The following is a 26027-nucleotide window of genomic DNA, read 5'->3' on the forward strand; positions in this document are numbered from 1 at the left end:
CAGCGAAAACCCTCTGAAAAGAGGGTTTTAAGATGTTGCTGTTTCCTTCGCTTCCAAGAGTGATTTCATACGTTTTTTGTCGCGCTCCATAACAGGCTTCAAATAACGCCCTGTATACGATTCTTCCACTTCAGTGATTTTCTCCGGCGTTCCTGACGCGACAATGGTGCCGCCTCCGGCTCCGCCTTCAGGCCCCAGATCAACAATATAATCAGACGTCTTGATGATATCAAGATTATGCTCAATGACAAGCACTGTATCCCCATTATCAACCAAACGCTGAAGCACGACAAGAAGTCTGGCGATATCGTCGACATGCAAACCTGTTGTCGGTTCATCTAAAATGTACAGCGTGCGGCCGGTAGAGCGTTTATGCAGTTCAGATGCAAGTTTCACCCGCTGCGCTTCACCGCCTGACAAGGTAGTCGCCGGCTGGCCGAGCGTAATATAACCAAGACCAACATCGTAAAGGGTTTGGAGCTTGCGCTTAATTTTCGGGATATTTTCAAAGAAAGAAAGAGCATCTTCGACCGTCATATCAAGCACATCAGAAATGCTTTTTCCTTTGTATGTCACTTCAAGTGTTTCCCGGTTGTAGCGTTTGCCGTGGCACACTTCACATGGCACGTATACGTCAGGAAGGAAGTGCATTTCAATTTTTATAATCCCGTCTCCGCGGCAGGCTTCGCATCGTCCGCCCTTTACATTAAAACTGAAACGGCCTTTCTTATAGCCGCGGACTTTCGCTTCATTTGTCTGTGCGAATACATCGCGAATATCATCAAAAACACCGGTGTATGTCGCAGGATTTGACCGTGGCGTTCTCCCAATCGGCGCCTGATCGATATCAATGACTTTGTCTAAATGTTCGAGGCCTTTGATTTCTTTATGGCTGCCGGGCTTCGCTTTTGCTTTATGAAGCTTTTGCGCCAGTGCCTTGTGAAGAATTTCATTGACGAGGGTGCTTTTCCCTGATCCTGATACACCCGTAACCGCTGTAAACGTTCCTAGCGGAAACTTGGCATTTGCCTTTTTCAGATTGTTTTCTGAAGCGCCTTTAATCTCAATATAGCGGCCGTCCGGTTTTCTTCTCTCGGGAGGCAGCGGGATAAACTTTTTCCCTGATAAATAGCTGCCTGTTAACGAATTTTGATCTGCCATGACCTCTTCCGGAGTACCCGCAGAAATAACTTGTCCACCGTGGATGCCGGCACCCGGGCCGATATCAATTAAATAATCGGCTGCCATCATCGTATCCTCATCATGTTCTACGACGATCAGCGTGTTCCCCAGGTCCCTCATATTTTTCAGCGCGCTGATTAAACGGTCGTTATCACGCTGGTGCAGACCAATTGACGGTTCATCTAAAATATAAAGCACACCGGATAACCGCGAACCGATTTGAGTTGCCAGCCTGATGCGCTGCGCCTCTCCCCCGGACAATGTTCCCGCTGCCCGGCTCAGTGTCAGATAATCAAGGCCGACTTTATCCAGAAAGCTTAACCGCTCCACAATTTCCCGGAAAATCAGATTGGCAATCTTCATATCCTTCTCAGATAGCGTAAGGCCTTTGAAGAAATCAAGGGCATTTCCGACAGACAGCTCGGTAATTTTTCCAATGTGATGTCCGTCGACCAGTACGGCAAGCGCCTCTTTCTTTAACCGATAACCTTTACAAGTCGGACAAGCCTTTTGGGACATATATTGCTCCATCTGCTCACGGATGAAATCCGAGCCTGTCTCCTTGTAGCGTCTTTCAATGTTGCGCAATACGCCTTCAAATTGGATTTCACCTTCGCGTAATTGGCCGAAATCATTTTCGTAACGGAAATAAATCAGGTCATCTCCGCTTCCATAAAGCACTTTATCCAGCTGATGCTTCGGAAGGTCCTTTACGGGCACATCCATATCAATGCCGTAATGGGTGCAGACCGCTTCAAGAAGTTGAGGATAATATTGTGAGCTGATCGGCGTCCAAGGGGCAATTGCATTCTCCTTCAATGACAAATCTTGATTGGGGATGACAAGATCTGCATCAACTTCAAGCTTCATGCCAAGACCGTCACACGTTGGACACGCTCCGAACGGGCTGTTGAATGAAAAAAGCCGCGGCTCAAGTTCACCGATTGAAAATCCGCAATGCGGACAGGCATGATGCTCACTGAACATCAGCTCCTCCTCACCGATCACATCAATCATGACACGCCCTTCACCTAATCGAAGCGCTGTCTCCAATGAATCCGACAGACGGGCTGCTACGCCATCTTTTACTACAATCCGGTCAATGACAACCTCGATAGAATGCTTCTTATTCTTTTCTAACTCGATCTCATCAGAAAGCTCGGCCATCTCGCCGTCAATTCTGACTCTGACATAGCCTTGTTTTCTGATCTGCTCAAGCACTTTTACATGAGCGCCTTTTCTGCCGGACACAATCGGCGCCAGCACCTGAAGCTTCGTCCGCTCCGGATATTCCAAAATCCTGTCCACCATCTGCTCAATGGTCTGTGACGTGATTTCGATCCCGTGCTCCGGGCAATGGGGCTTTCCTACTCTCGCATATAAAAGACGCAGATAATCATAAATTTCTGTTACCGTACCGACAGTAGATCTCGGGTTTCGACTCGTTGTTTTTTGATCAATGCTGATGGCAGGAGAAAGCCCTTCAATCGCATCCACATCAGGCTTATCCATTTGCCCTAGAAACTGGCGGGCATAGGCGGATAACGACTCAACATATCGTCTCTGCCCTTCTGCATATATGGTGTCAAAGGCAAGGGAGGATTTCCCTGACCCAGACAGTCCCGTGACGACGACAAGCTGATCTCTCGGGATGGTCACATCAATATTTTTCAGGTTGTGCGCCCTTGCTCCCTTCACCTCAATCCGGTCCATAGCCATTCTTTCATCATCCTTCCGCTTTTAACTCTAAAAGTAAATCGCGAAGCTCCGCGGCTCTTTCAAAATCAAGCGCCTTGGCGGCTTCCTTCATTTCATGCTCCATTTGTTCGACGACTTTCTGACGCTCTTTCTTCGTCATTTTCGACAGCTTCGGCGCAGCTTTTGTTTTATACTCCGCTTTGTCCTCAGCAGCCACTGTCGCACGAATCACGTCACGAATTTCTTTATTAATCGTTTGCGGCGTAATGCCGTGTTCTTCGTTAAACTGCTCCTGCTGCTCGCGCCGGCGTTTCGTTTCATTAATCGCAATTTCCATAGACTTCGTCATTTTATCGGCGTACATGATGACACGGCCTTCCGCGTTTCTCGCCGCACGTCCGATCGTCTGAATAAGCGAACGGTCCGAACGCAGGAAGCCTTCCTTATCCGCATCCAAAATCGCAACCAAGGATACTTCCGGAATATCAAGCCCCTCTCTCAGGAGGTTGATTCCAATGAGCACATCATGCTTGCCGAGACGCAAATCACGGATAATTTCGATCCGTTCAAGCGTCTTAATTTCTGAATGCAGATAATTAACCTTGATGCCGATTTCTTTTAAATAATCGGTTAGGTCCTCTGACATCTTCTTCGTCAAAGTCGTCACAAGCACCCGTTCATTCCGTTCAACTCTCGCGTGAATTTCACCGATTAAATCATCAATCTGGCCTTCAATAGGCCGCACGTCAATAAGCGGGTCAAGAAGCCCTGTCGGACGGATGATCTGCTCTATCATTTCGTCTGTATGTTCAATTTCATACGGGCCTGGTGTGGCTGACACATAGACGATATTGTGCATATGCTTTTCAAATTCTTCAAACCGGAGCGGGCGGTTATCGAGCGCTGACGGAAGACGGAATCCGTGATCCACCAGCACCTGCTTTCTCGCCTGGTCTCCGTTAAACATGCCGCGCACCTGAGGAATCGTCACGTGCGACTCATCCACCACAATCATAAAATCGTCAGGAAAATAATCGAGAAGCGTATACGGCGTTGAACCCGGCGGGCGAAGCGTCAAATGTCTTGAATAGTTCTCAATGCCGGAACAGAATCCCATCTCCCGCATCATTTCAAGATCATATCTCGTCCGCTGCTCTAAGCGCTGCGCTTCCAGAAGCTTGCCGTTTTCATGCATGACCTTCAGCTGCTCCTCAAGCTCCTTCTCGATATTTTGAATCGCTTTTTCCATTTTTTCGGCCCGCGTAACGAAGTGGGATGCCGGGAAAATCGCGATATGTTCACGGTCGCCTAAAATTTCTCCGGTCAGGGCATCCACTTCCCTAATTCGTTCAATTTCATCTCCGAAAAACTCGACTCTTACACAGTGTTCATCACGGGATGCCGGGAAAATTTCCACTACATCTCCGCGCACACGAAATGTACCGCGCTGAAAATCAATGTCGTTGCGGGCATATTGAATGTCAACAAGCTTTCTAAGCAGCTCGTTGCGCTCAATTTCCATTTCAGGACGCAATGACACAACCATTTCACGGTATTCTTCAGGCGAACCGAGACCGTAAATACAAGACACACTCGCAATGATAATCACATCTCTGCGTTCAAACAGAGACGATGTAGCGGAGTGTCTAAGTTTATCAATTTCATCATTAATGCTTGCATCTTTCTCTATAAATGTATCCGTTTGAGGCACATACGCCTCCGGCTGATAATAATCATAGTAGCTGACAAAATACTCGACAGCGTTGTTCGGAAAAAATTCCTTAAACTCGCTGTAAAGCTGTCCCGCAAGGGTTTTGTTATGGGCAATGACGAGTGTCGGCTTATTGACCTCTTTAATCAAATTGGACACCGTAAATGTTTTGCCCGTTCCTGTTGCACCCAGCAGAGTCTGATGCTTCTTGCCCTCCTGAATGCCTTTGACAAGCTTTTCAATGGCTTTCGGCTGATCTCCCTGGGGCTGGTATTTTGAGACTAACTCAAAGCGATCTTTCACAAATAAGCCTCCGTTTCTTTAACGAAATCTTCCTATAGATATAGTAACACAATGGAAAGCAAAATCACCAAAAATACGAACTAAAGTTCGATGGTTATTTATTTCCAGCTAATTTCATGTATAAAAAACCTGCTTTTAAAACGTAAAAGCAGGAATTCATCTTCTTATTCATCATGTCCGGTTTATTCTTCTTTTTTCTCAGCAGCTTTTTTGGCCATATAAAGTCCGCCGGCCACAAGAGAGACAACATCTAATCCCACAATAAGATACGTTTCTGTATAGCCTTTCAAATAAGAGGCAAACAGCAATGCAGCTGTAAGAGCGATCGCCACATAATGGTTAAAGGTCACTCTCGTAAAAAGAACGACAAGCATAAAAGGGAAAAATAATGCAAAAACGGCTTTTGTAATCACAAAAACCCTCCTCAGGGATTCTTCATCTGATTTGATTATAGTAAAAAATGAAGAATCGGACAATCGTGCAATGGTTCCCTCTTTCTACACCATACCCTTTTTCAGCTCAATTCAATCATGGTTTCTGCCGCAAAACTCTTCTCTTAAACAAGCAATGATGATTTTACGTATTCGGTTCAAAAATGAACAAATCATCTTCAGGCAAAAGGGACGGTATCAAATATAAAGAGAAATTGATTTTAGTGCTGCTGAATGAGAGCTGAAGCCGTACTGATTGTCAAATCAACAGAAGGGCAGGTATTAAGTCTCGTTTAATGAAGGAAGCTTGACCAACAGTGATCTGAAAGCTCAATGAAACGATTTTTAAATATAAAAAAATAGGCATACAGACCCGTTTCGATATTAGGTTTTATGATCATCTAACCAACTTAAATATTCATTTTATTTAGGGCTTTTTGCGTTTGACAGCATTTTCCTTTAAACCTACAATTGATTGATAGTGTTCACTATCATTTTGAACATTGGCTCCCAAAAAGAAAAATAGAGAGAAAAAAATGAAAAGGAAAGAGGGGTTTTAAACATGTACTCTGTGTTATTTCGCCAAGCGGAAGAATCCAGTCAGCTGGCTGGAGCAAAAGGCATGAATCTCATTAAACTGACCAAACACGGACTTCCTGTTCCGGATGGGTTTATTATTCAAACGAACGCTCTCGCCCGTTTTATGGAGGATAATCAGCTTCATGATTCAAGCGAAAATATCGAAAATGCCATTATTGCCGGAACATTTTCAGATGAAATAAAGAACGAGCTGACGAGCTCCTTTTACGAGCTGAGAGAATCATATCATTCCGTGGCCGTCCGCTCTTCATCAGCCTCAGAAGATTTAGAGGGCGCTTCATTCGCCGGCCAATACGAAACCTATTTAAATATAAAAACAGAAGAAGAATTTCTGAATAAGGTGAAAGAATGCTGGGCCTCCTTTTTCTCAGGCAGAGTCAGCCGCTATAAGAAAAAAATGAACAATCAAATCGCAGAGCCGTTAATGGGTGTTGTGGTGCAGGGCCTGATCAATTCAGACATATCGGGTGTGATTTTCAGCCAAAATCCCGTTACCCATGATGATAGAGAGTTATTAATCAGCGCCAGCTACGGCCTGGGGGAAGCTGTTGTATCAGGAAGCGTCACCCCTGACACGTATATCGTTCATAAAGGTTCATTTGAGATTCAGAAAGAAATGGGTTTAAAAGAGATCTACATGGAGTCCGCTGCAGAAGGCATTGCCGAAAAAGAAACGAGCGAAGACATGCGCAGCCGTTTTTGCCTCACAGATGAACAGGTGATTGAGCTGACTGAACTCACCAAAAAAACCGAAGCCCTTTACGGATTTCCTGTCGATTTAGAATTCGGAATCGCCAATCATAAACTATACCTTCTGCAGGCGCGGCCAATTACCACCATTGAACAGGATAAAAAAGCGGCTGAGGAAGAACGGAACTTCATGATCACCGACAAGGATATGGATGATTTTTGGCTCAATATGGAGTCCAACATCGAAGGCCCGGTCAGTCCGTTATTTTCATCTTTTATTGTGCCCGCACTTGAATATGGCTTAAAGAAAAGTATGCGGCAGTTCCCAATCGGTGTCATCGTCGATGAAGTAAAAGTGTATCGCGGACATATTTATTCAAAAAATCAAGGCGGACAACAATTGCCTCCTGAGGACAGTGCCGAAGAGCTTTTTCCGATATTGTCCGAGCGCATGTACGATATCATTCATAACACGTACCTTCCGTTTTACCGGACATTGGACCAACTCGCACAAACGGAACACACTCCGGAAAGTGCGCTGGATGCCTTTAAAAAACTGAAGGCCTTTTATCTCACGGCTTATGAGGAACACTTCAATATCGTTTTCCCGCAAATTCTCCTGACGAACAAACTGCAAGCTATGTATCAAAACATTCAGGGTGAAACTGAAAACTCACATTTCTATGAGATGCTGACAGGAGTCATGAACAAATCTCTCGAAACAGACCGCCGTCTATGGCAATTCTCCGTTGAAGTTCGAGAAAATCCGAATTTGACAGCCCTTTTTGAGCATGCCCAGCCAGAACATTTGCTGGAGAGATTGGAACAAACTGATGAGGGAAGACAATTCCTGCAAAAAGTCAATGAATTTTTACAGGAATACGGGTGGAGATCTGTAAAAAGCCACGACCTGATCGAACAAACATGGGCAGAGAATCCATTTTACGCATTGACTCATATTCAAAACTACGTCCGCAATGGCTATCATTTTGACAATGAATTTAAGAAAACCATTAAAAAACGTGAGAAGTTGTACAATGAATTCTTCCAAAGCATTGAGGACCCCGCTTTGCAGAAAGAATTTGAACGTTATTATCAATGGACGCTGAATTCGTCCAATATTAAGGATGATCATCATTTTTACATTGACGCTATGCTGGATGCCAAGGCGAGAGTCTTTTTGCTGAAGGTAGGAGAATTGCTGGCAGAAAGCGGTGTGATTCAAGATCGAGAAGACCTTTGGTTCTTATATGATGACGAGGTGGAAAATGCGCTTCTTCATCCCGTATCCCTTAAAGAGAAGGCTGAAAAACGGAGACAAATGTTTCACGAGTATGAGCTGGCACAGGCGCCTGCTTATCTCGGTACACCGACAGAAGCGCAGCTGAAAGCGGCTGAAGAAATTGTCGGTGCAGTCATAGAAGATGAAAAAAACACAGAGAATGATATTTTCGGAGTTGCAGCATCAAGCGGTATTGCAACAGGGCCGGTGAAAGTGATTCGGGATGCCAGTGAGTTTTCTCAATTCACGCCTGGAGACATCCTGGTTTGCAAAATGACGACACCGCTATGGACCAGCCTGTTTCAAGATGCCAAAGCCATTATTACAGACACAGGAGGAATCTTGTCTCACGCAGCGATTATCGCACGGGAATATGGCATTCCCGCTGTTCTCGGCACACGTGCAGCGACAGAAAGGCTTCGAGATGGAGACATCGTCACTGTAGACGGAAACAGCGGCAAAATCACAGTTGTTAGCCGATCCTGATGCGCCCTCCCTCTTTATTATACAAGCGGGGCAGGTGTATACTTGTCCTGCCAGTATATTCGTGAGGTGAAACGTATTGAGACCGACAAATCGCAGAATCCTTGATGCTGCCATGCAGCTGCTCGTCAAAAAAGGATATCATGCAACGACGACAAAAGAAATTGCAGAAAAAGCAAACGTAAGTGAAGCGACGATTTTCAGGAATTTTAAAAACAAACAGGGGCTTGTCGAGGCTCTGCTTTCTCAGCATTCAGCAAATAGAAATCGCATCTTTGAGCAAACAGAAGGTGATTTATACAAAGACCTGCTCCATATCGGAACCTGTCTGCTGGAGGAGCTTGAACAGAGAAAAGATTTAATTAAAATCAGCTTTCGTGAACCCGCCATGTTTCAGGATGTCATCAACCATGTGACTGAATATCCCCAATCTATGAAACAGCTTTTGGTTGATTATCTCACAAGCATGGGTGAGAAAGGGGCTATCCAGATAGGAGATGAAGCTGAACATGCCGATGTATTTATTTCGATGATTTTCGGTTACTTTGTACACCGTCTTCATTTAGGCGACAGAGTAATTAGAACGCCTCAGGAAAAAATGCTGGAGCATAGTACAGCCATATTCGTCAAAGGAATTACTGCCCGTTAGCTCCTTGGCAAAACAAAAGGAGGATCCCAATGAGCTCAAAAAAAGAATGGGCGCTGATCGTCTCACTTTTATTGGGGGCCATCCTGGTTCCCATTAACTCAACGATGATCGCAGTTGCGCTTTCATCTATATCACATACGTATAACGAATCCATCGCAAGCATCACTTGGGTGGTTACCGTTTATTTAATCGTCATGGCCGTCACACAGCCGATAGCTGGAAAACTCGGTGACATGTATGGCAACAAAACCATGTATTTATGGGGCGTCGGCCTATTTCTGATTGCCTCATTAGGCTGCGCTCTATCGCCGAGCCTGTTTTTATTAATTGTATTTCGGGCTTTGCAGGCTGTTGGCGGGGCACTGCTCACGCCAAACAGCATTGCCATTATCCGGCACGTTGTATCAGAGAAACGCCTTCCGAAAGTGTTTGGCTATTTCGGACTCGGCGCAGGGCTCGGCGCCGCTCTCGGGCCGTTTATCGGCTCTCTTTTGATTGACAGCTTCAGCTGGCATTCGATTTTTTGGGTCAACATCCCGTTTCTAGCCATTGCTTTATTTACAGCATTGACCATGTTTCCTCAATATAAAGAAAACAAATCAGAGGCGCCGCTGGATATCATCGGTTCTCTCTTGCTAGCAGGCAGCATCGTTTCAATTATCCTGCTGACGAAAAATGAGTCTTCATGGGGCTATGCATTATACAGCATATTGATACTGCTTTTTGTCCCGCTTTTTTTCAGACGGGAAAAACGCACACAGCACCCAATCATTGATTTTGCGCTGTTTAAAAGCTCAACCTTTACAAATGCCAATCTATCCGTCTTGTTAAGCAACCTAATGATGTATGCCGTCTTATTGATTATGCCCTTATTCATGGCAAACCAGTTTGGGCTTAATACATCTAACAGCGGCATGGCGCTTTCCGTCTTTTCGATATTTATGTCGGCGAGCAATTGGGCAGGCGCTCAGCTCCACCAGAAATGGGGTGCGAAAAAAATCATATTTCTCTCATTTGCGATGATGGCCGGAGCCAATTTGTTATTTTTGCTCTTGAGCAGCTCCCATTCCGTTTCCTTCCTGATGATCTCACTTATTCTCGGAGGGCTTGCATCCGGAGTCGGACTGACCAGCATGCAGGTATCATCCCTTGCCACAGTGGAGCCCGCGATGTCCGGAGTGGCTTCCGGCATTTTCTCGACCTTCCGTTACTTCGGAAGCATTATTTCGTCAGCCTTAATTGGCCTGATTTCTGGTTATCACACATTATTTATTATTCTTTTCGCGGTATCCGTCATTGGTGTTTTTGTCTCGTTAGGCATCAAATCTGACGAAACGGCACGCATGGAGCAAAATTCAGCGTAAAACAAAACAGCCCGGCGCCACACAAAAATGTGATGCCGGGCTGTTTTTTATGATCCAGGCAAAGCGGCTGCCTCACCTTCACGGTCATCCTTTACGAACAGAATGCCCAATTCATGATGTTCTCCCTCGTAAGACGCACGCTGATCAAAGCGAATCTCCCCGTTCAGTCCGATAATTTCAAGCTTCACATACGCACGGTTGCGCTGGAGCGCTTCATAAAAATCAGATACGTGCTTCACAGGCACACCGTTGACTTTCGTAATAATCTCTCCGATTTTTAATTCCAAGTCTTCAGCTGGTGTATTGGGTATAATACCAAGCACCATTAAGCCTTGATCACGCTTGGAGAAATAAAACGGGGCTGCATTGTCGTTTATCCTTTGCTTCACGGACAGAAAAATACGTCCTAATACAGCCGCACAGACAGCTGCACCCGCAAGCGGCGTCCACAGCAAACTCGCAGCACCGAGAGCGGAGACGATAAGCCCGAGAATACAGACTCGCTTCGCTGTAATTCTTATACTGGTTTCAGGAAGGGAGCCCTGCACCCTTTGGCCGAATCCGACAAAGTAAGGTATCCATAGAAAATGGAATGACCCTCCGGGAACGGAAAACACAGGCCACCAGCTAAGGTGTGATTCTAATCCATTGCCAGGTACAAGAATAAACAGCGGCAAAAGCCATATACGGTTTGCAAGCTGCTGACCGATCGGCAAACCGCGGCTGCTGACGACCAATCCCGGTGATGTTTTCACATGGGCGGAACGATATGCAACCGCTCCTTCAGCGATAACCAGTAAGCCCAAAAACACCGCCAGAGCTGGCCACACGACTGCAAAGCCTTGCGGAAACCGATCCAAAAAAGGTTCAGTCTGATTCACTTGCAGTCCAAAACCTATCAGCATACTCACACTGACGATATATGCAGCAGACATCCAGTTTGCGCGAAGAGTGAGCGCTGCCGCTGCAGTCATAACAGCAATAATTGCAAGTATACCGAGAGGAATTGAAATTCCGAGTACCCCTAAAACAATAGACAAAAGGATACCAGGGATTAACCCTTTTGTATATGTAAATTTCAGTTCATCATAAATATCTGCTATTCTGGTATGAAAGGTTTTTCGTTCACGTTTGATCCTCACATATCCGAAAGCCAGACTTACAATGACAAAAAACCAGAATAGCGGGTGTAAAAAGAACAGGCCCGCACTTTTTAACAGTTCAAATCCCCATTGAACAGACACTATCTTTCACCGCCTCAAGCCAAACATGTTACTCATATTCTATCAAATATTACATGGCTTGGATATCCTCAGGAGGGTTTATCTCTCTTGCGTCATCCACAGCGTGACATTCGATAGTGAAAAATCCTTTAAATAATGGTTTACATCCACGTCCAATAACCCGCTGATCAGGTGCATCGACCTCTTTATATCTGTCAGATTAATTCCTAATCGTTTATGATTTTTCATTAAGTAATTAAAATAATGCTTGGCACATTCTTCATTAATGTCATTGACCGATTCAACATTTGTGTAATTCACTAGATACCTGCTAAACAGCATAAGAAGACTTAGTGCTTTTGTAGCTGAAAATGTTACGTCTTGTGTTCTGTCTTTTAATTGTTCCACTAATTCATAATATTTTTTTTCACGCACAATACTTGCCCTCTTCAATTGTGAACCCCCATTTTCTTTGTACAGATAAGCACGGGCCAGTATAAGCAGCAGTACTGGAGTGCTAACAAGCATTCTCGCTAACGTTCTTTAAATACCTGTAGTTCAGCTGCCATAAACCTGATTACTGTTCTTTTTAGAACCTTCTTATATTGTATGAAGTAAACAAAGACTAGGCAACTTGCAAAAGTTTCATTTTAAATGCATATTTTCTCGTTAGAAAGTCTCTCTCATATATTGATATCGGGTAATCCCGGTCCTTTATAAATGTTTATTTGTGAAAAATTTTTTAATATCTTGTCAAAAACTCAATTTTTATGTGACTTTTAGATTATTTATTCACTAAGCATAAAGAAACAGGAGATGGAACACCATCTCCTTTAATTGACAAATAATGATTTAAGCGCTGTTTGAAGCTGCAAATCATTTTCTTCATCTGATTTTTTCATTTCAATTAAATGATTTATTTTCTTCGCCGTGCGGTTGTCAATCACACCTGTTTTAGCGAGCTTGTTTTGATCCTGAAAGGCCAAGACCGCTTTTTTCATTTCTTTGCTGAAATAGCCGTCTTCCCGACTTGGATCAAAACCGAGTCCTTTCAGTAAAACCTGTGCATGTTTCACATCTTCATTGTTCATATCTGCTTTAAGAGGCTCCTTGAGCTGCAATGGACCTGCGGAGAAATAATCAGGCTGCTTAATCGCAATGGTCGGCTTAACGCCCTTTTTATGAATCCAGTTCCCATTCGGCGTCAGCCACTTGTAAAGCGTCAACTTAATATTGCTGCCGTCTCCCATCGGTACAGCTTGTTGAACAGTTCCCTTTCCGAAAGACGTGTCACCTACAACATCATAATGCCCTGCTTCTTTTAATGCGCCTGCAAGAATTTCAGATGCAGAGGCACTCCCCTTATCTGTGATGACATTGACGGGGTATGTTTTTTTATGGGTCAATGTTGAAAAATAACGTTTTCTATCTCCATTGCGTTCAGCAATCTGAATGTAAGGCTGATCCTTTGTAATGAAATGCTTAAGAATCTCTTCAACACTTTGAAGATATCCGCCCGGGTTTCCTCGAACATCCAGCACGAGGCCTTCAATTCCTTTTTTCTCGAGCTTGCCCAACGCTTTTGCAAAATCCTCCGCAGTATGCTCAGAAAAAGTAGAAATGGCGATATACCCGACAGAATGCCCCTGCACTTTTTTCTCTGAAGCAAACACTGTTTCAAGGGGAATTTCAGCTCTCTTAATGCGGAATGACAATTGCTTCTTCGTCCCTGGCCGCTGAATCTTTATTGACACGCTGGAACCTTTCTTTCCTCTTATTTTTAAGACAGCGTCATTTAAATCCTTGCCCGCCATCGATTCTCCATCAATACTGATGATTTCATCATTCGGCTTCAGCCCGGCTTTTTCCGCAGGAGATTGTTTAAATGGCGACACAATAATGATTTTGCCTTCTTCCACTCCAACCTCAGCCCCGATGCCTTCGAAAGAGGAATCAAGAGAATCAGAAAATTGCTTTGCTGTCTGCTTGTCCATATAGACGGAATAAGGATCGTTTAATGTAGATAGCATCCCTTGAATGGCTCCTTCAAGCAGCTTTTCTCTATCAACCTTTTCGACATATTCATTCGAAATCAAATCATATGCTTTCTCAATTTTATCCATAGCTGCAGCCCGATCAGAGTCAGCTTGAGCCGTTGCTGCAACAGCTGCGGCTTCGGGCTTTTCGGCTTCAAGCAGGTTCATTCCCGCATAAACGCCGGCGCCTCCGAACAGCATGCTCCCAGCCGCTATCACAGCGATTATTTTTTGATTCATCCTTTACTCCTCCTGTATGCCAGACTGTCTTTGCAAAACCTAGAGATAGTATATGTAAAGGATGGAGATTTCATGTAATCATAGAAGAAAAAGAAGGCAAAAGAAAAAGCCGTCCCGCAACCGGGATGGCTTTTTTGTGTTTATACTCGCAAAAACTTGCGGATGGAAGTCAGGCTTCCCCATACTCCAATCACTGCGCCGATTGCAATCAATACAAGCGAGACTTGGAATACAAACGGATTATATGGAAGAAGAGAGACAAATGAGCCTTGAACCTTCGGAACGACCCATCCGATAACATATTGATAAGTGCTCAATACAAGCGCGATCGGAATGACTGAACCGAATACACCCAGCAGCAATCCTTCAAGGAAAAACGGCCAGCGGATAAACCAGTTCGTCGCACCAACAAGCTTCATGATTTCAATTTCTTTTCTTCTTGCAAAAATCGTAATTTTGATGGTGTTGGAAATTAAGAACATCGCCGTAAACAATAGGCCGATAATTAACGCGATTCCGATGTTGCGGGAAACGCCGACTACTTTAAACAAACGGCTGACCTCTTCTTTTCCGTAAGTAACTTTATAAACATGATCCATTTTTTCAATCTTTTTCGCGACACTTGGCGTATCATGCGGATCGGTCGTTTTCACGACAAACGCATCATTCAGCGGGTTTTCCTGATCCTGCATTGTCAGGGATTTTCCGCTGTCCCCAAAACTGTCAACTAACTGGTCAAGCTCTTTTTCTTTAGATGAAAAAGTGACACTTTGAATGCCGTTCAGGCCTTTTATCTCATCCTGCAGCTTGTCCTGTGCCTTCTTATCTGCAGTCAGATCAACCAATACCTTGATTTCGACTTCTTTTTCAGCATTCGTAGCCATGTTATTTAAATTCAGCATAATTACTAAAAACACGCCGACTAAAATCAGCGTAACGGTTACTGCACTAATGGATGCGAACGTCATCCATGTGTTTCTCCCGAGAGATTTAAAACTCTCACGCAAATGGCGCCCGAGAATTTTAATCATAAGAACCATACTCCCCTCTTGACTCATCACGCACAATGATACCATCTTCGATTGCAATGACACGTTTCTTAATGGTGTTTACGATTTCTTTATTATGTGTCGCCATTACGACTGTTGTTCCGCGGTTATTAATCTCCTCCAGCGTCTTCATGACTTCCCAAGACGTATCAGGATCAAGGTTTCCCGTAGGTTCATCAGCAATGACAACATCAGGGCTGTTCACAATTGATCTGGCTATAGAGACACGCTGCTGCTCCCCGCCTGAAAGCTGGTCAGGGAATTGTCTCGCTTTATGCTTCAGCTGCACCAAATCAAGCACTTCAAGCACCCGTTTTTTAATGACAGACGGCTGTTCTCCAATCACTTCAAGGGCAAAAGCCACATTCTCAAACACAGTGAGTTTCGGGAGAAGCTTGAAGTCCTGGAAGACTACACCTATTTTACGCCGCACGAAAGGAATCTCTTTTTCTTTAACCGAAGCGAGATCTTTATGATTGAGTAAAATTTGCCCTTTTGTCGGCTTTTCTTCTCTGTATATCATTTTAATAAAAGTAGATTTACCCGCTCCGCTCGGTCCGACAACATAAACAAACTCTCCGGGATGAATAGTAACTGAAATCCCGTTTAGCGCCTTTACACCGTTCGGATAGGCTTTGTATACTTCTTTCATTTCTATCATGAAATCACCTAATCTTTTATATCATTTTATGTCGCACGGTCATACTCTTCGAAAGCATTCGACAGTTTATGACCCATTCATTTGTAAAAAGATGAAAAATCTGAAAGTTTAATTTCAACACACTTCATTATACGTCAAATTTAGACATAATACTATTACAGTTTCTTTTCATTCATCTTAATTCAGCATAAAAAAATCCTTGCCCAAGTCGCGGCAAAGATTTTCTGATATTACTTTTTCTCTGAGAGCCATTTTGCAATAGAAGCGGCTTCCTTATCATCTACAAGCCCCTTCGGCATATTGCCCCGTCCGTTTTTAATAATGCTTTCAATTTTTTCTTCGTCGTATTTGCCCCCAACCTCCTGGAGATTAGGTCCTGACACACCTTCTAAATCCTTGCCGTGGCAGCCTACACAGCTCTGCTGATATAATTCTTCCCCTTCAGAAGCAGTGGCTTCTGTTTTGCTGCTGTTGTCTGTCTTCTCTTCTTTTGCATCGTTAGAACCGCAGGCAGCCAGCAGGGCTGAAATTGCAAATACAAGCATTAGTATCGATAGTTTTGATTTCATGTTGAGAAGCACAACTCCTTTACGATCTCTTCCATATTATAACCTCGTTTAAGCGCGTTTGAAACCCTCGCCCAGCACCTCGCTTGCATCTGCTACAATCACAAAAGCAGTCTCATCAATCTGTTTGACGATTTGTTTCAATTTCGTGAATTCAGTTTGGCCAACCACGCACATTAAAATTGGTCGTTCGTCGTCTGTATATCCGCCGACTGCAGAAATTTTTGTAACGCCTCTGTCAATTTTTTTAAAAACAGCTTCCTTTACGGCCTGTTCCTGTTTTGTAATGATAAGCGCCATTTTAGAGCGGTTGAAGCCGACTTGGACGACATCAATGGTTTTACTTGATACATACACCCCAAGCATGGCATACAGTCCCTGCTCTATATTAAATACGATCATCGCCGTAACAACAATCAAACCGTCAATGATCGCGAGACACGTCCCTAATGAGAGACCCGTGTATTTATGAATGATTTGAGCGGCTAATGCCGTTCCTCCCGTCGATCCTTTGCCTAAGTACACAATGCCGATTCCAATCCCGATGCCGACGCCGCCAAAAATCGCCGCCAGAAGCTCATGATGTGTAGCCGGCTGAATATCTCTCGTCAAAAACACGACAAGCGGCAAAAAGACAGAACCCGCAAGTGTCTTGAGTCCAAATTTACCGCCAAGCAAAATGATACCGGCAATAAATAAGGGAATATTAATGATCCACTGCACATAGGCCGCTTCAAAACCATATGACTGTAAAATGGTACTGATCCCGCTGACACCGCCTGCGGCTATTTTGTTTGGAAGCAGAAATACATTAAAGGACACTGCTGTAATTGCTGCCCCTATCAGTATGTATACATAATCCCGTATAATCCGAAGACTTTTATTCCGTACATCCATCATTACAACCTTCCTCCGTTTCTTCCTATGCTCTCCGATAGCATTTTAATCCTTCCCCGATCAGATGTAAATAACACCCAAATACAGTGGTAATATGCTAAAGCAGCAGCGAAAGCAAGGATATGCAGGCAATAAAAAAACACACCTGCAGACACCAGGTGTGTTTCCCGCTTATGAAAGTTTAGAACGCAGGTATGCGTCAATAAATACGTCAATATCTCCGTCCATTACGGCTTGAACATTACCCATTTCTGTATTGGTCCGATGGTCTTTTACCATGGAATACGGATGGAAAACGTAAGAGCGGATTTGGCTGCCCCAGCCGATTTCTTTTTGCTCACCGCGAATTTCATCCAGCTCTGCCTGCTGTTCTTCAATCCTGCGCTGATACAGCTTTGCCTTCAGCATTTTCATTGCTCTTTCACGGTTTTTAATTTGTGAACGTTCTGTTTGGCATGTCACAACCACGTTTGTCGGCAAGTGAGTAATCCGAACTGCTGAGTCTGTCGTGTTGACGTGCTGTCCGCCTGCTCCGCTTGCTCGATACGTATCAACTTTAATATCCTCCGTACGGATATCAATATCGATCTCATCGTTGAATTCAGGCATAACTTCACAAGATACGAATGAAGTGTGACGGCGGCCTGATGAGTCAAACGGAGAAATCCGCACGAGACGATGCACGCCTTTTTCCGCCTTGATATATCCATAAGCGTTGTGCCCTTTAATCAGTAATGTGACTGACTTAATACCGGCTTCATCACCAGGAAGGTAATCGAGCGTTTCCACTTTAAAGCCGCGGCGCTCAGCCCATCTGGTGTACATTCTGAGAAGCATAGAGCCCCAATCCTGTGACTCAGTACCGCCTGCACCCGGATGCAGCTCCAAAATTGCGTTGTTTTTATCATACGGCTCACTGAGAAGAAGCTGAAGCTCAAACTCATTGAACTCCTTCGTTAATGCTTTTAACTCTTTCTCAAGCTCAAGCTGGAGATCTTGATCCGGCTCTTCTTTCAGAAGGTCATGAGTCATTTGCAGTTCTTCATGGGATTCATTCAATTTTTTATAGGAATTGACATAATCCTTTAAACCATTTGCTTCATTGATGACCGTTTGGGCTTTCTGCTGATCATTCCAGAATTCCGGATCAGCCATTTGCTCATCTAGTTCAGCAATGCGGGTCTCCTTTGATTCGAGGTCAAAGAGACCCCCTAAAGTCCGCTAAACGAGAAGCCATATTTTCGAGCTCAACTCTAATTTCTGATAATTCCATTCCATTCACCTCATTAAAAGATCCGCGGGCGCTCGAGGCGCCGCGGTCAGCAAGCTTGCCCGAACGAACTATTCAGTCCGGCCACAGCAATTTTTATATTTTTTTCCGCTTCCGCAGTGGCATGGCGCATTTCGGCCGATATCAACCACTTTACGAACCGGCGCTTTCTTTGCTTTTTTGTTTTCATCGCCTTCTTGCGGCTGATGAGCCGTGGTTTGGCCTTGTACAACCTCTTCACGCTCCAGATTATTTTCAATCTCAGCCTTCATCACAAATTTGGCAACCTCGTCTTCGATGGATTCAATCATATGCTCAAACATCGCAAAGCCTTCCATTTGATACTCACGCAGCGGATTTGTTTGCGCGTAAGCACGAAGGTGAATCCCTTGGCGTAGCTGATCCATTGCGTCAATATGATCCATCCATTTTGAATCGACGGCGCGAAGCACGATTACTTTCTCGAATTCTCGCATTTGTTCTTCGCCGAATTTCTCTTCTTTGTCATTATATTTGGTCTTGATGCGATCCATAATGAGCTCAAGCATTTCATCCGGCTCTTTGCCGAAGATGTCGCTCTTTTCAAGCGCGCCTTCGTCAAGGTAAGCCGTGTTAACAAGCTCAACAAGACCGTCAAGCTTCCATTCCTCAGGAAGCTCTTCTCTAGGCGTATAGGCCGCAATTGCCCGCTCGAGAGAAGACTTGATCATATTTTCTACGATTTCACGCAGGTTTTCAGAGTCGATGACTTCGAAACGCTGCTTATAGATAACCTCACGCTGCTGGCGGAGAACATCATCATATTGGAGAAGCTGTTTACGTGAATCGAAGTTATTTCCTTCCACGCGTTTTTGGGATGATTCAACCGCGCGGGATACCATTTTGCTTTGAATCGGAGTGGAGTCATCCATACCAAAGCGGTCAAGCATTGCCATTGTCCGCTCAGCACCAAATCTGCGCATCAACTCATCTTCCATAGAAAGATAAAATTGCGTGATCCCCGGATCTCCCTGACGTCCTGAACGTCCTCGCAGCTGATTATCAATCCGGCGTGATTCATGGCGTTCCGTTCCGACAACAGCAAGTCCGCCAAGCTCTTTTACTCCTTCGCCAAGCTTAATGTCTGTTCCGCGGCCCGCCATGTTTGTTGCAATCGTCACAGCGCCTTTTTGGCCGGCCTCTTCAATGATTTGCGCTTCTCGTTCATGGTTTTTGGCGTTTAATACCTGATGCGGGATACCTTTGTTTTTGAGCAGCTTTGAAATCAATTCAGACGTTTCGACCGCAACTGTACCGACAAGAACAGGCTGTCCTGTCATATAACGCTGCGCAACATCTTCTGCGACTGCTTTAAACTTCCCTTCCATTGAACGGTAAATTAAATCAGGACGGTCATCACGAACAACCGGCTGGTTTGTCGGAATCGTCACAACCTGCATGTTGTAGATGTTACGGAATTCCTCTTCCTCTGTTTTAGCAGTACCCGTCATACCGGCAAGCTTTTCATACATCCGGAAGTAGTTTTGGAACGTAATCGTCGCCAAGGTCATGCTCTCATTTTGAATTTCAAGCCCTTCCTTCGCTTCGATCGCCTGGTGAAGCCCTTCGCTGTAACGGCGGCCTTTCATTAAACGTCCCGTAAAGGAGTCAACGATGACAACCTGACCGTCTTCTACTACGTAATCAACGTCCTTCTGCATGGCAACGTGCGCTTTTAAGGACTGGTTGATATGGTGGTTGAGCGCCACATTTTTCACATCAAACAGGTTGTCGATGCCGAACGCTTTTTCAGCCTTTGTCATTCCTTCTTCAGTGAGCTGTACACCCTTTGTTTTCACATCATACGTATAGTCTTTCTCTGCTTTTAACGTGCGTACAAAAGCATTTGCCTGCACGTACAGTTTTGTCGATTTTGCAGCTTGTCCTGAAATGATAAGCGGTGTTCTCGCTTCATCAATCAAAATAGAATCGACTTCATCAATTACCGCAAAATGAAGCGGACGCTGCACCATTTGCTCTTTATAAAGAACCATGTTGTCACGCAAATAGTCGAAGCCGAGCTCGTTGTTTGTAGAATAAGTGATGTCAGCCGCATAAGCTTCCCGTTTTTCATCTTTTGACATAGAGTTCAAATTCAGTCCGACAGTTAAACCGAGAAACTCGAAAATTTTCCCCATTTGCTCTGCGTCACGGCTCGCCAAGTATTCATTGACTGTCACGACGTGCACGCCTTTTCCAGATAAGGCATTTAAATAAACAGGCAGAGTAGACGTTAATGTTTTACCTTCCCCTGTTTTCATTTCTGCGATATTTCCGTCATGAAGAGCAACGCCCCCCATAAGCTGGACTTTAAACGGGAACATGCCGGTTACGCGGCGAGAAGCTTCCCGAACAACTGCGAATGCTTCAACAAGAAGATCATCAGTTGTCGCCCCTTTTTCAAGACGCTCTTTAAATTCAATTGTTTTATTTTTTAGCGCATCATCAGAGAGATTTTCATAGTCTCCCCGAATCGCATCAATATCGTTAGCTATTTTTTCGTATCTATTCAGCGTACGTTTTGTTGGATCAAACATTTTATTTAAAATTCCAAGCATTTATAACGCTCCTCTATCATCACATGCGTGTTTAACAAGCATGTATAAATAATTTACTAGTCCATGTATACCTCTCATTATCATATCATACCTTCTCTAATTTCCAAAGAATTTGCAAATAAGAAAAAACAAAAACCTTCCGTGAAAATCACGGAAGGCTGCTCTTCATTATTCAGTCGGTTCAATCAGGCCATATTTCCCGTCATTTCTGCGATACACGACGTTTGTAAGGTTTGTTTCCGCATTTGTGAAAACAAAGAAATTATGGCCGAGCATATTCATTTGTAGGATTGCTTCTTCATTATCCATCGGCTTTAAATTAAAGCGCTTCTGACGGACGATTTCTAAGCTTTCATCTTCTTCTATTTCGTCCTGAACCGCTATATCTGTATCAGAGCCGAGGCCGTTTGCCAATGCAGATTTCGGAAGACCCTGCTCACGGAATTTGCGGTTTACTTTTGTTTTATGCTTACGGATTTGACGTTCCAGCTTGTTTGTAGCGAGATCAATTGCATTGTACATATCCTCGTTATGCACTTCAGACCGAAGCGCCAGATCTGTCATTGGAATCGTAACCTCAACCTTAGACTCCTTGTCATTGTAAAACTTCAAGTTGACGTTCACATCGGCATTTACACTTTGCTCAAAATAACGCTCCAGCTTGCCGATCTTCTTCTCGACATGATCCTTTAACGCGGATGTCACCTCAATATTTTCTCCTCTGATGTTATAGTTCATCAAAGAACGCCTCCCTTTTATTAAGGATATGTATCTATTTCTCCTTTACCCTTTACAATTCCTGCTGAAACGTAAACCTTTTGTGAAAATTCAGTGAACTCTGTCGAATTGTGCCGATTTATGCTGATGCTCCTATGGTGACGGGAGGTATATGTATATGCTGGTAATAAGAAAAAATGCCTTACACAAAGTCAATTGATCACAAAGGGCTCCATACATCGATGAATGGACAGCATCCATTTCCTATAATGATTCAGAAAATGTCCTTTTAAATACTCGCAAAATTCATGAGAGGGGAATGAGAAAGAAACCAATTGATCAAATTCTGCAAAAATCTCGTCAAAAGCCTTAACGCATACTTCTGCGCACCGCGTGTTCATCACGAAAAGAAGAGTTGAATGGGTGGAATCCAAATAAAAAAAGGCTTGGATCAGATCTTGGTAGATCCGATCCCCTTCTGTTTTTGATAAATTCTGTTCCGCCTCTATCAAATAGCACAGCCCTTCCTCAATTGTAAAAAGAAGATGATAATAAGCTGATAAAAGCGTATAATCTTCAATGCTCTTCAAGGCACTCACCTATTTACGCTTGTCATAATATCTGCCGTCAATTGTGATGTTGTTATAAGGGTTTAAATACGTCGTATGCATCGCGCGTTTTCTTTTCACCTGCTGAAGTTCTGCTGCGATTGACTGCTTCAGTCTTTCCATTTCCTTCACAATAAGCTGATCCCATGTCAGCACAAGTTTCATTTGCTTCTTTTCTTCTTCCGAGAGCGGCAAAGAGATGTCCTCAATGAGTTCATTCCGTTTTGCCACAAAGTCCTCAATTTGCTTTAAAAGTTCATCGCTCTCTGGTGTGTTTTGTATATGTGACAGCATACTTTTTGTTTCAATTGATAATTGATCTATTTGTTTCATGCAATTCCGCCTGACCCATGCCGGTCCTTTCGTTCGATTTGAATGGCCTGTTTCCATGCATCTCGAAAATCTGTCACATACCCCTCAACTTCTTCCAGTATGCTCTTGTCACTTTTTATATTTGCCTCTACCAGTCTTCGGTAAATATAATCGTACATCGCACCCATTGAACCGGAAAGCTCTATGTTGCGGTTAAGCGTGCCATTTAATTCCTGAATGATATTTTGCGCTTTAATCAGATTTTCATTTTTACGTTCTATATCATTATTCTCAATGGCCTGGCATGCAAGTTTTATAAATTTCAAACAGCCATTATACAGCATAAGCGTCAGTTCACCGGGCGTAGCGGTATTCACTGAACTTTGCTGATAAGCTGCATAAGGATTTTGGATCGCCATGTGTCATCCTCCAAATTACATTTATTGTACAAGAAGCTGTGATAAATAGGACGCTTGTTCATTCATTTTTTGAATTGCTGAATCCATTGCACTGAATTTTTTATAATAACGGTTTTCTACTGTGTTCAATCGGTCCTGCATATCGCTGATTTCAGTACTGATGGAACGCAAATTCTTCCCAATTGAATAGTCGCTTGCTCCCATTGTTGAATTGCCGGCTTTTGCTTCAATGCTTTTCACTGTGCTTTTCAGTGTGTCGCCGATACGTTTCATAATCCCTTTATCACTATAGGCACTGCTGTTCGTTCCGTTTGTAAATAAGGCGGCAACACTTTGTGGATCTTCTTGTATTTTTGCTTTCAGTTTGTCTTCATTAATCTCTAAATGGCCCCGCAATTGATAAGTACTTGAGGTTGTGATGCCAAATTCAGTCAATTGATAGGTTTTTCCATCCGCATTTACTTGAGAATAAAAATCAGTCCGCATTTGGTTCGTGCCGGTGCTGATGCTGGAATCATTTCTCAGCAAACCGCTTTTTGCCTTCTTCTCCCAGAGTTCTACCTCTTTATCAGACATTGCTTCTTTTTGTTCACTCGTCAGCGGAGTATAATCTCTGTACTTCTCTTCTTGCAGCTTTTCATTCAGGCTGTCTACCAATTCATTGTATTTATCTACAAACTCTTTAATTTGGTTATAAATTCCGTCAACATCAGTAGAAACAGATGTGGTAACAGGGCCTGTGGCTGCAGTTGTATTTTTGATCGAGTAGGTAACGCCATTAACCGTAAAGTTGTTTGTCAACTTCTCCATTTCAAAGCCATTAATTGTGACCTTTGCATTTGTTCCTTCTTTATAAGCAGTGAGCTTATTATCAGCGTCTAAAGAAAAACCAAGCTGACCGGACATAAAGTCGGATGTAGCAGAGTCTGCTGCCTGTATGCTGCCTCCTGCACCTGTTGCTTTAGAAGAAAACGCAATCGTTTCTACATACTCTGTACCGTTCCAAATTTTATCTTTAAATGCTGATACTCCTAGATCTGAGCTGTTAAGTTTAGAAATCACATTATCAATCGTATCGGCGCTCGTCACACTGATGTTCACTGTTTTTGCAGTTGTCTCGCCAGGCGCCACAACGTTAAATGCCAAATTATAATCGCCTTGTGTGTATCCCGTATAATTATTTGCCTTATACGTTGCTGCAGTTGCCAAACTCGCTACTTCAACAGTAGAAGAAGAGTTTGGCGCACTTGCGCTTCCTGTAGCAGTTAACACAGACTCATTGGAGCTGGTCACAGTTTTGCTCTGATACGTGCTCGGATATGTCAACGTATTTTTAGACATATAATCTTGTAGTTCTTTTATTTTTGAGTTGACTTCACGATAGCTGTCACGCTGCCATTCAAGCGTCTGCTTTTTTTGTGTCAGCTTATCAAGCGGCGCTCTTTCTGTCTGCATCAGCTTTGATACGATATCATCTATATCCATTCCTGACGCCAAACCTGTTATTCTCGTGACCATTCCAAACCACTCCTAATCTACTTTTTTTCATCTACAAATAACCCAAGAAATTCAGTCATAGCCGCATAAAAATCAAGCCACCGTTTCGGCGGAATTTCGCGGATGACTTCATTTGTAGAGTCCTCTATTACTTTTACATAGTATTCATTTAACTTCTCATGGAGCTCAAACTTCAGGTGAACTTGCGACGGTTCCAAAAGGTTGTTCATCTCCCCTACCATTTCAGCAAGATTGGTATATGAAACTTGATGAACAGGAACCTCACTCTCATGATCTTTCTGGTTATGTATTTGAGTATCATAACGATCCCAAACGGGTTGTAACGTAGTGAGCCTTTCAATATTCAATTGATCATCCCCTATGTCCCAATCTATCGTTTATATCGACTAAGTCGAGATAAGATTACACATATTTATGGAAAAAAACTCATCTGTTTTAAAATTCTTGTTTGGAAATACATTTATAAGATAGTGGAGAATCCGATTATTATATCACGGGTTATAGACAGTAAGGGGAAAGATATGGAGTTAGGAATATAAAAAAAGACCCCGGCAAACGCCAAGGTCTTTTTCAAAATTAACGTAACAATTGAAGTACGTTTTGAGGCTGTTGGTTCGCTTGAGCAAGCATCGCTTGAGAAGCTTGAGAAAGAATGTTGTTCTTTGTGAACTCGCTCATCTCTTTAGCCATGTCAACGTCACGGATACGAGACTCAGCAGCTGTCAGGTTTTCACCAGAAGCGCCTAAGTTGTTGATTGTATGCTCAAGACGGTTTTGTACCGCACCTAGTTTTGAACGTTGAGTTGAAACATTGTTAATAGCAGTATCAATTAAACCAAGTTGTGTGTCAAATGCTGTTGCATCATCTTTGAATGCAGTAACATTGATACCGTCAATTCCTAGTCCAGTTGCACTCATGTCGCCGATATTAACTGCAAGTTGTTGCCCTGCGTTTGCACCAATTTGGAATGTTAATTTGTCAGTAGCAAAGTCGCCATTAAGAAGCTTCTTACCGTTAAATTCAGTTCTGTCAGAGATACCTTTACTTCCACCTGTCATGCCACCAACTTCTTCAAGTAGGGAACCGATCTCTTCTTGGATAGCACCTAAGTCAGTAGCGTCTTGAGTACCAGTATTGTTTGCTTGTACTGCAAGCTCACGAACACGTTGAAGGATAGAGTGAGTTTCAGTCAATGCACCCTCAGCTGTTTGGATAAGGGAGATTCCGTCTTGAGAGTTTTTAGAAGCCATTTCAAGACCTCTGATTTGTCCTCTCATTTTTTCAGAGATCGCAAGACCTGCTGCGTCATCTCCTGCACGGTTGATACGAAGACCAGAAGAAAGCTTCTCCATGTTCTTTTGGCTAGCACCGTTGTTTGAAGACAAACGGTTTAGTGTGTTAAGTGCTGCGATATTGTGGTTAATTCTCATTGTTTTGTTCCTCCCTGAATGTGTATTTAGGCACGTCCTTGCGCCTCATTTTTTATAGCTGGCGGAGTCTCTTGCGTCTCCTCCCGGCTA

General features: G+C 43.6%; 22 protein-coding genes. 3 read left to right on the forward strand and 19 right to left on the reverse strand.

The window, feature by feature from the left end:
* Window positions 1–27: 27 nt before the first annotated feature.
* From uvrA to HC660_RS17750, 3 genes are all read right to left on the reverse strand, one after another.
* Window positions 28–2901 carry an excinuclease ABC subunit UvrA gene (gene uvrA, locus HC660_RS17740; protein ID WP_168748854.1) on the reverse strand — a complete coding sequence of 958 codons (2874 nt, stop codon included), beginning with the start codon at window positions 2899–2901 and terminating at the stop codon, window positions 28–30.
* Between the two features lie 7 nt (window positions 2902–2908).
* Window positions 2909–4894 carry an excinuclease ABC subunit UvrB gene (gene uvrB / locus HC660_RS17745; protein ID WP_168748855.1) on the reverse strand — a complete coding sequence of 662 codons (1986 nt, stop codon included), beginning with the start codon at window positions 4892–4894 and terminating at the stop codon, window positions 2909–2911.
* Between the two features lie 182 nt (window positions 4895–5076).
* Complete coding sequence (locus tag HC660_RS17750) at window positions 5077–5307, reverse strand: DUF2198 family protein (RefSeq protein WP_010332040.1); 231 nt, start codon at window positions 5305–5307, stop codon at window positions 5077–5079.
* Between the two features lie 580 nt (window positions 5308–5887).
* Between HC660_RS17750 and HC660_RS17755 the strand changes: the two genes are divergently transcribed.
* From HC660_RS17755 to HC660_RS17765, 3 genes are all read left to right on the forward strand, one after another.
* A complete protein-coding gene (locus tag HC660_RS17755; RefSeq protein WP_168748856.1) occupies window positions 5888–8383 on the forward strand; it encodes a PEP/pyruvate-binding domain-containing protein in 2496 nt (831 codons plus the stop codon).
* A gap of 76 nt (window positions 8384–8459) precedes the next feature.
* Window positions 8460–9029: a TetR/AcrR family transcriptional regulator gene (locus HC660_RS17760; protein WP_168748857.1), complete on the forward strand. Its 570-nt coding sequence runs from the start codon at window positions 8460–8462 to the stop codon at window positions 9027–9029.
* A gap of 29 nt (window positions 9030–9058) precedes the next feature.
* Window positions 9059–10393 carry an MFS transporter gene (locus HC660_RS17765; protein WP_168748858.1) on the forward strand — a complete coding sequence of 445 codons (1335 nt, stop codon included), beginning with the start codon at window positions 9059–9061 and terminating at the stop codon, window positions 10391–10393.
* Window positions 10394–10440: 47 nt separating this feature from the next.
* On the opposite strand, the gene minJ is transcribed toward HC660_RS17765, so the two are convergent.
* From minJ to hag, 16 genes are all read right to left on the reverse strand, one after another.
* Window positions 10441–11637: a cell division topological determinant MinJ gene (minJ, locus tag HC660_RS17770; RefSeq protein WP_168748859.1), complete on the reverse strand. Its 1197-nt coding sequence runs from the start codon at window positions 11635–11637 to the stop codon at window positions 10441–10443.
* A 78-nt stretch (window positions 11638–11715) separates the two neighbouring features.
* Window positions 11716–12069: a swarming motility protein SwrAA gene (swrA, locus tag HC660_RS17775; protein WP_015251121.1), complete on the reverse strand. Its 354-nt coding sequence runs from the start codon at window positions 12067–12069 to the stop codon at window positions 11716–11718.
* A 380-nt stretch (window positions 12070–12449) separates the two neighbouring features.
* Window positions 12450–13892: a carboxy-terminal processing protease CtpB gene (ctpB, locus tag HC660_RS17780; protein ID WP_010332045.1), complete on the reverse strand. Its 1443-nt coding sequence runs from the start codon at window positions 13890–13892 to the stop codon at window positions 12450–12452.
* A 140-nt stretch (window positions 13893–14032) separates the two neighbouring features.
* Entirely contained in the window at window positions 14033–14923 is an 891-nt protein-coding gene (gene ftsX, locus HC660_RS17785) for a permease-like cell division protein FtsX (RefSeq protein ID WP_168748860.1), read from the reverse strand.
* Window positions 14916–15602: a cell division ATP-binding protein FtsE gene (gene ftsE, locus HC660_RS17790; protein WP_010332047.1), complete on the reverse strand. Its 687-nt coding sequence runs from the start codon at window positions 15600–15602 to the stop codon at window positions 14916–14918. The genes ftsX and ftsE overlap by 8 nt, the downstream gene beginning before the upstream one ends.
* 230 nt (window positions 15603–15832) lie before the next feature.
* Entirely contained in the window at window positions 15833–16171 is a 339-nt protein-coding gene (gene cccB / locus HC660_RS17795; protein WP_010332048.1) for a cytochrome c551, read from the reverse strand.
* A 48-nt stretch (window positions 16172–16219) separates the two neighbouring features.
* Window positions 16220–17065 (reverse strand): YitT family protein, encoded by an 846-nt coding sequence (locus HC660_RS17800; RefSeq protein ID WP_010332049.1) that lies wholly within the window; start codon window positions 17063–17065, stop codon window positions 16220–16222.
* A gap of 171 nt (window positions 17066–17236) precedes the next feature.
* Window positions 17237–18338 (reverse strand): peptide chain release factor 2 gene (gene prfB, locus HC660_RS17805; RefSeq protein ID WP_099043490.1). Its coding sequence is split into 2 segments (ribosomal slippage): window positions 17237–18265 and window positions 18267–18338, totalling 1101 coding nucleotides; the frame shifts between segments, so codons are not numbered across the junction.
* Between the two features lie 68 nt (window positions 18339–18406).
* Window positions 18407–20932, reverse strand: a complete 2526-nt coding sequence (gene secA, locus HC660_RS17810; RefSeq protein ID WP_010332051.1) for a preprotein translocase subunit SecA — start codon at window positions 20930–20932, stop codon at window positions 18407–18409.
* A 168-nt stretch (window positions 20933–21100) separates the two neighbouring features.
* Window positions 21101–21670 (reverse strand): ribosome hibernation-promoting factor, HPF/YfiA family, encoded by a 570-nt coding sequence (hpf, locus tag HC660_RS17815; RefSeq protein WP_010332052.1) that lies wholly within the window; start codon window positions 21668–21670, stop codon window positions 21101–21103.
* A gap of 191 nt (window positions 21671–21861) precedes the next feature.
* The gene (locus HC660_RS17820; protein WP_010332053.1) at window positions 21862–22239 is read right to left on the reverse strand and encodes a DUF8042 domain-containing protein; all 378 of its coding nucleotides are present in this window, start codon (window positions 22237–22239) and stop codon (window positions 21862–21864) included.
* Window positions 22240–22248: 9 nt separating this feature from the next.
* Window positions 22249–22590 carry a flagellar protein FliT gene (gene fliT, locus HC660_RS17825; RefSeq protein WP_106021960.1) on the reverse strand — a complete coding sequence of 114 codons (342 nt, stop codon included), beginning with the start codon at window positions 22588–22590 and terminating at the stop codon, window positions 22249–22251.
* On the reverse strand, window positions 22587–22988 hold the full coding sequence (gene fliS / locus HC660_RS17830) for a flagellar export chaperone FliS (RefSeq protein ID WP_010332055.1): 402 nt from the start codon (window positions 22986–22988) through the stop codon (window positions 22587–22589). The genes fliT and fliS overlap by 4 nt, the downstream gene beginning before the upstream one ends.
* A gap of 21 nt (window positions 22989–23009) precedes the next feature.
* Window positions 23010–24506, reverse strand: coding sequence for a flagellar hook-associated protein 2 (locus HC660_RS17835; protein WP_168748861.1), 1497 nt, complete (start codon window positions 24504–24506; stop codon window positions 23010–23012).
* Between the two features lie 17 nt (window positions 24507–24523).
* The gene (flaG, locus tag HC660_RS17840) at window positions 24524–24853 is read right to left on the reverse strand and encodes a flagellar protein FlaG (RefSeq protein WP_010332057.1); all 330 of its coding nucleotides are present in this window, start codon (window positions 24851–24853) and stop codon (window positions 24524–24526) included.
* A 229-nt stretch (window positions 24854–25082) separates the two neighbouring features.
* Window positions 25083–25937 carry a flagellin Hag gene (hag, locus tag HC660_RS17845; protein ID WP_168748862.1) on the reverse strand — a complete coding sequence of 285 codons (855 nt, stop codon included), beginning with the start codon at window positions 25935–25937 and terminating at the stop codon, window positions 25083–25085.
* Window positions 25938–26027: the final 90 nt, after the last annotated feature.

The sequence above is a fragment of the Bacillus mojavensis genome (genome assembly GCF_012648005.1).
Lineage (GTDB): Bacteria > Bacillota > Bacilli > Bacillales > Bacillaceae > Bacillus > Bacillus mojavensis.

What these genes read in the sequence shown, in the direction of transcription:
- fliT (WP_106021960.1), bottom strand. Translation starts at nt 22,590, where the DNA reads ATGAAACAAATAGATCAATTATCAATTGAAACAAAAAGTATGCTGTCA.
- HC660_RS17800 (WP_010332049.1), bottom strand. Translation starts at nt 17,065, where the DNA reads ATGGATGTACGGAATAAAAGTCTTCGGATTATACGGGATTATGTATAC.
- hpf (WP_010332052.1), bottom strand. Translation starts at nt 21,670, where the DNA reads ATGAACTATAACATCAGAGGAGAAAATATTGAGGTGACATCCGCGTTA.
- ftsE (WP_010332047.1), bottom strand. Translation starts at nt 15,602, where the DNA reads ATGATAGAAATGAAAGAAGTATACAAAGCCTATCCGAACGGTGTAAAG.
- ctpB (WP_010332045.1), bottom strand. Translation starts at nt 13,892, where the DNA reads ATGAATCAAAAAATAATCGCTGTGATAGCGGCTGGGAGCATGCTGTTC.
- cccB (WP_010332048.1), bottom strand. Translation starts at nt 16,171, where the DNA reads ATGAAATCAAAACTATCGATACTAATGCTTGTATTTGCAATTTCAGCC.
- HC660_RS17755 (WP_168748856.1), top strand. Translation starts at nt 5,888, where the DNA reads ATGTACTCTGTGTTATTTCGCCAAGCGGAAGAATCCAGTCAGCTGGCT.
- HC660_RS17765 (WP_168748858.1), top strand. Translation starts at nt 9,059, where the DNA reads ATGAGCTCAAAAAAAGAATGGGCGCTGATCGTCTCACTTTTATTGGGG.
- fliS (WP_010332055.1), bottom strand. Translation starts at nt 22,988, where the DNA reads ATGGCGATCCAAAATCCTTATGCAGCTTATCAGCAAAGTTCAGTGAAT.
- uvrA (WP_168748854.1), bottom strand. Translation starts at nt 2,901, where the DNA reads ATGGCTATGGACCGGATTGAGGTGAAGGGAGCAAGGGCGCACAACCTG.
- secA (WP_010332051.1), bottom strand. Translation starts at nt 20,932, where the DNA reads ATGCTTGGAATTTTAAATAAAATGTTTGATCCAACAAAACGTACGCTG.
- hag (WP_168748862.1), bottom strand. Translation starts at nt 25,937, where the DNA reads ATGAGAATTAACCACAATATCGCAGCACTTAACACACTAAACCGTTTG.
- ftsX (WP_168748860.1), bottom strand. Translation starts at nt 14,923, where the DNA reads ATGATTAAAATTCTCGGGCGCCATTTGCGTGAGAGTTTTAAATCTCTC.
- HC660_RS17835 (WP_168748861.1), bottom strand. Translation starts at nt 24,506, where the DNA reads ATGGTCACGAGAATAACAGGTTTGGCGTCAGGAATGGATATAGATGAT.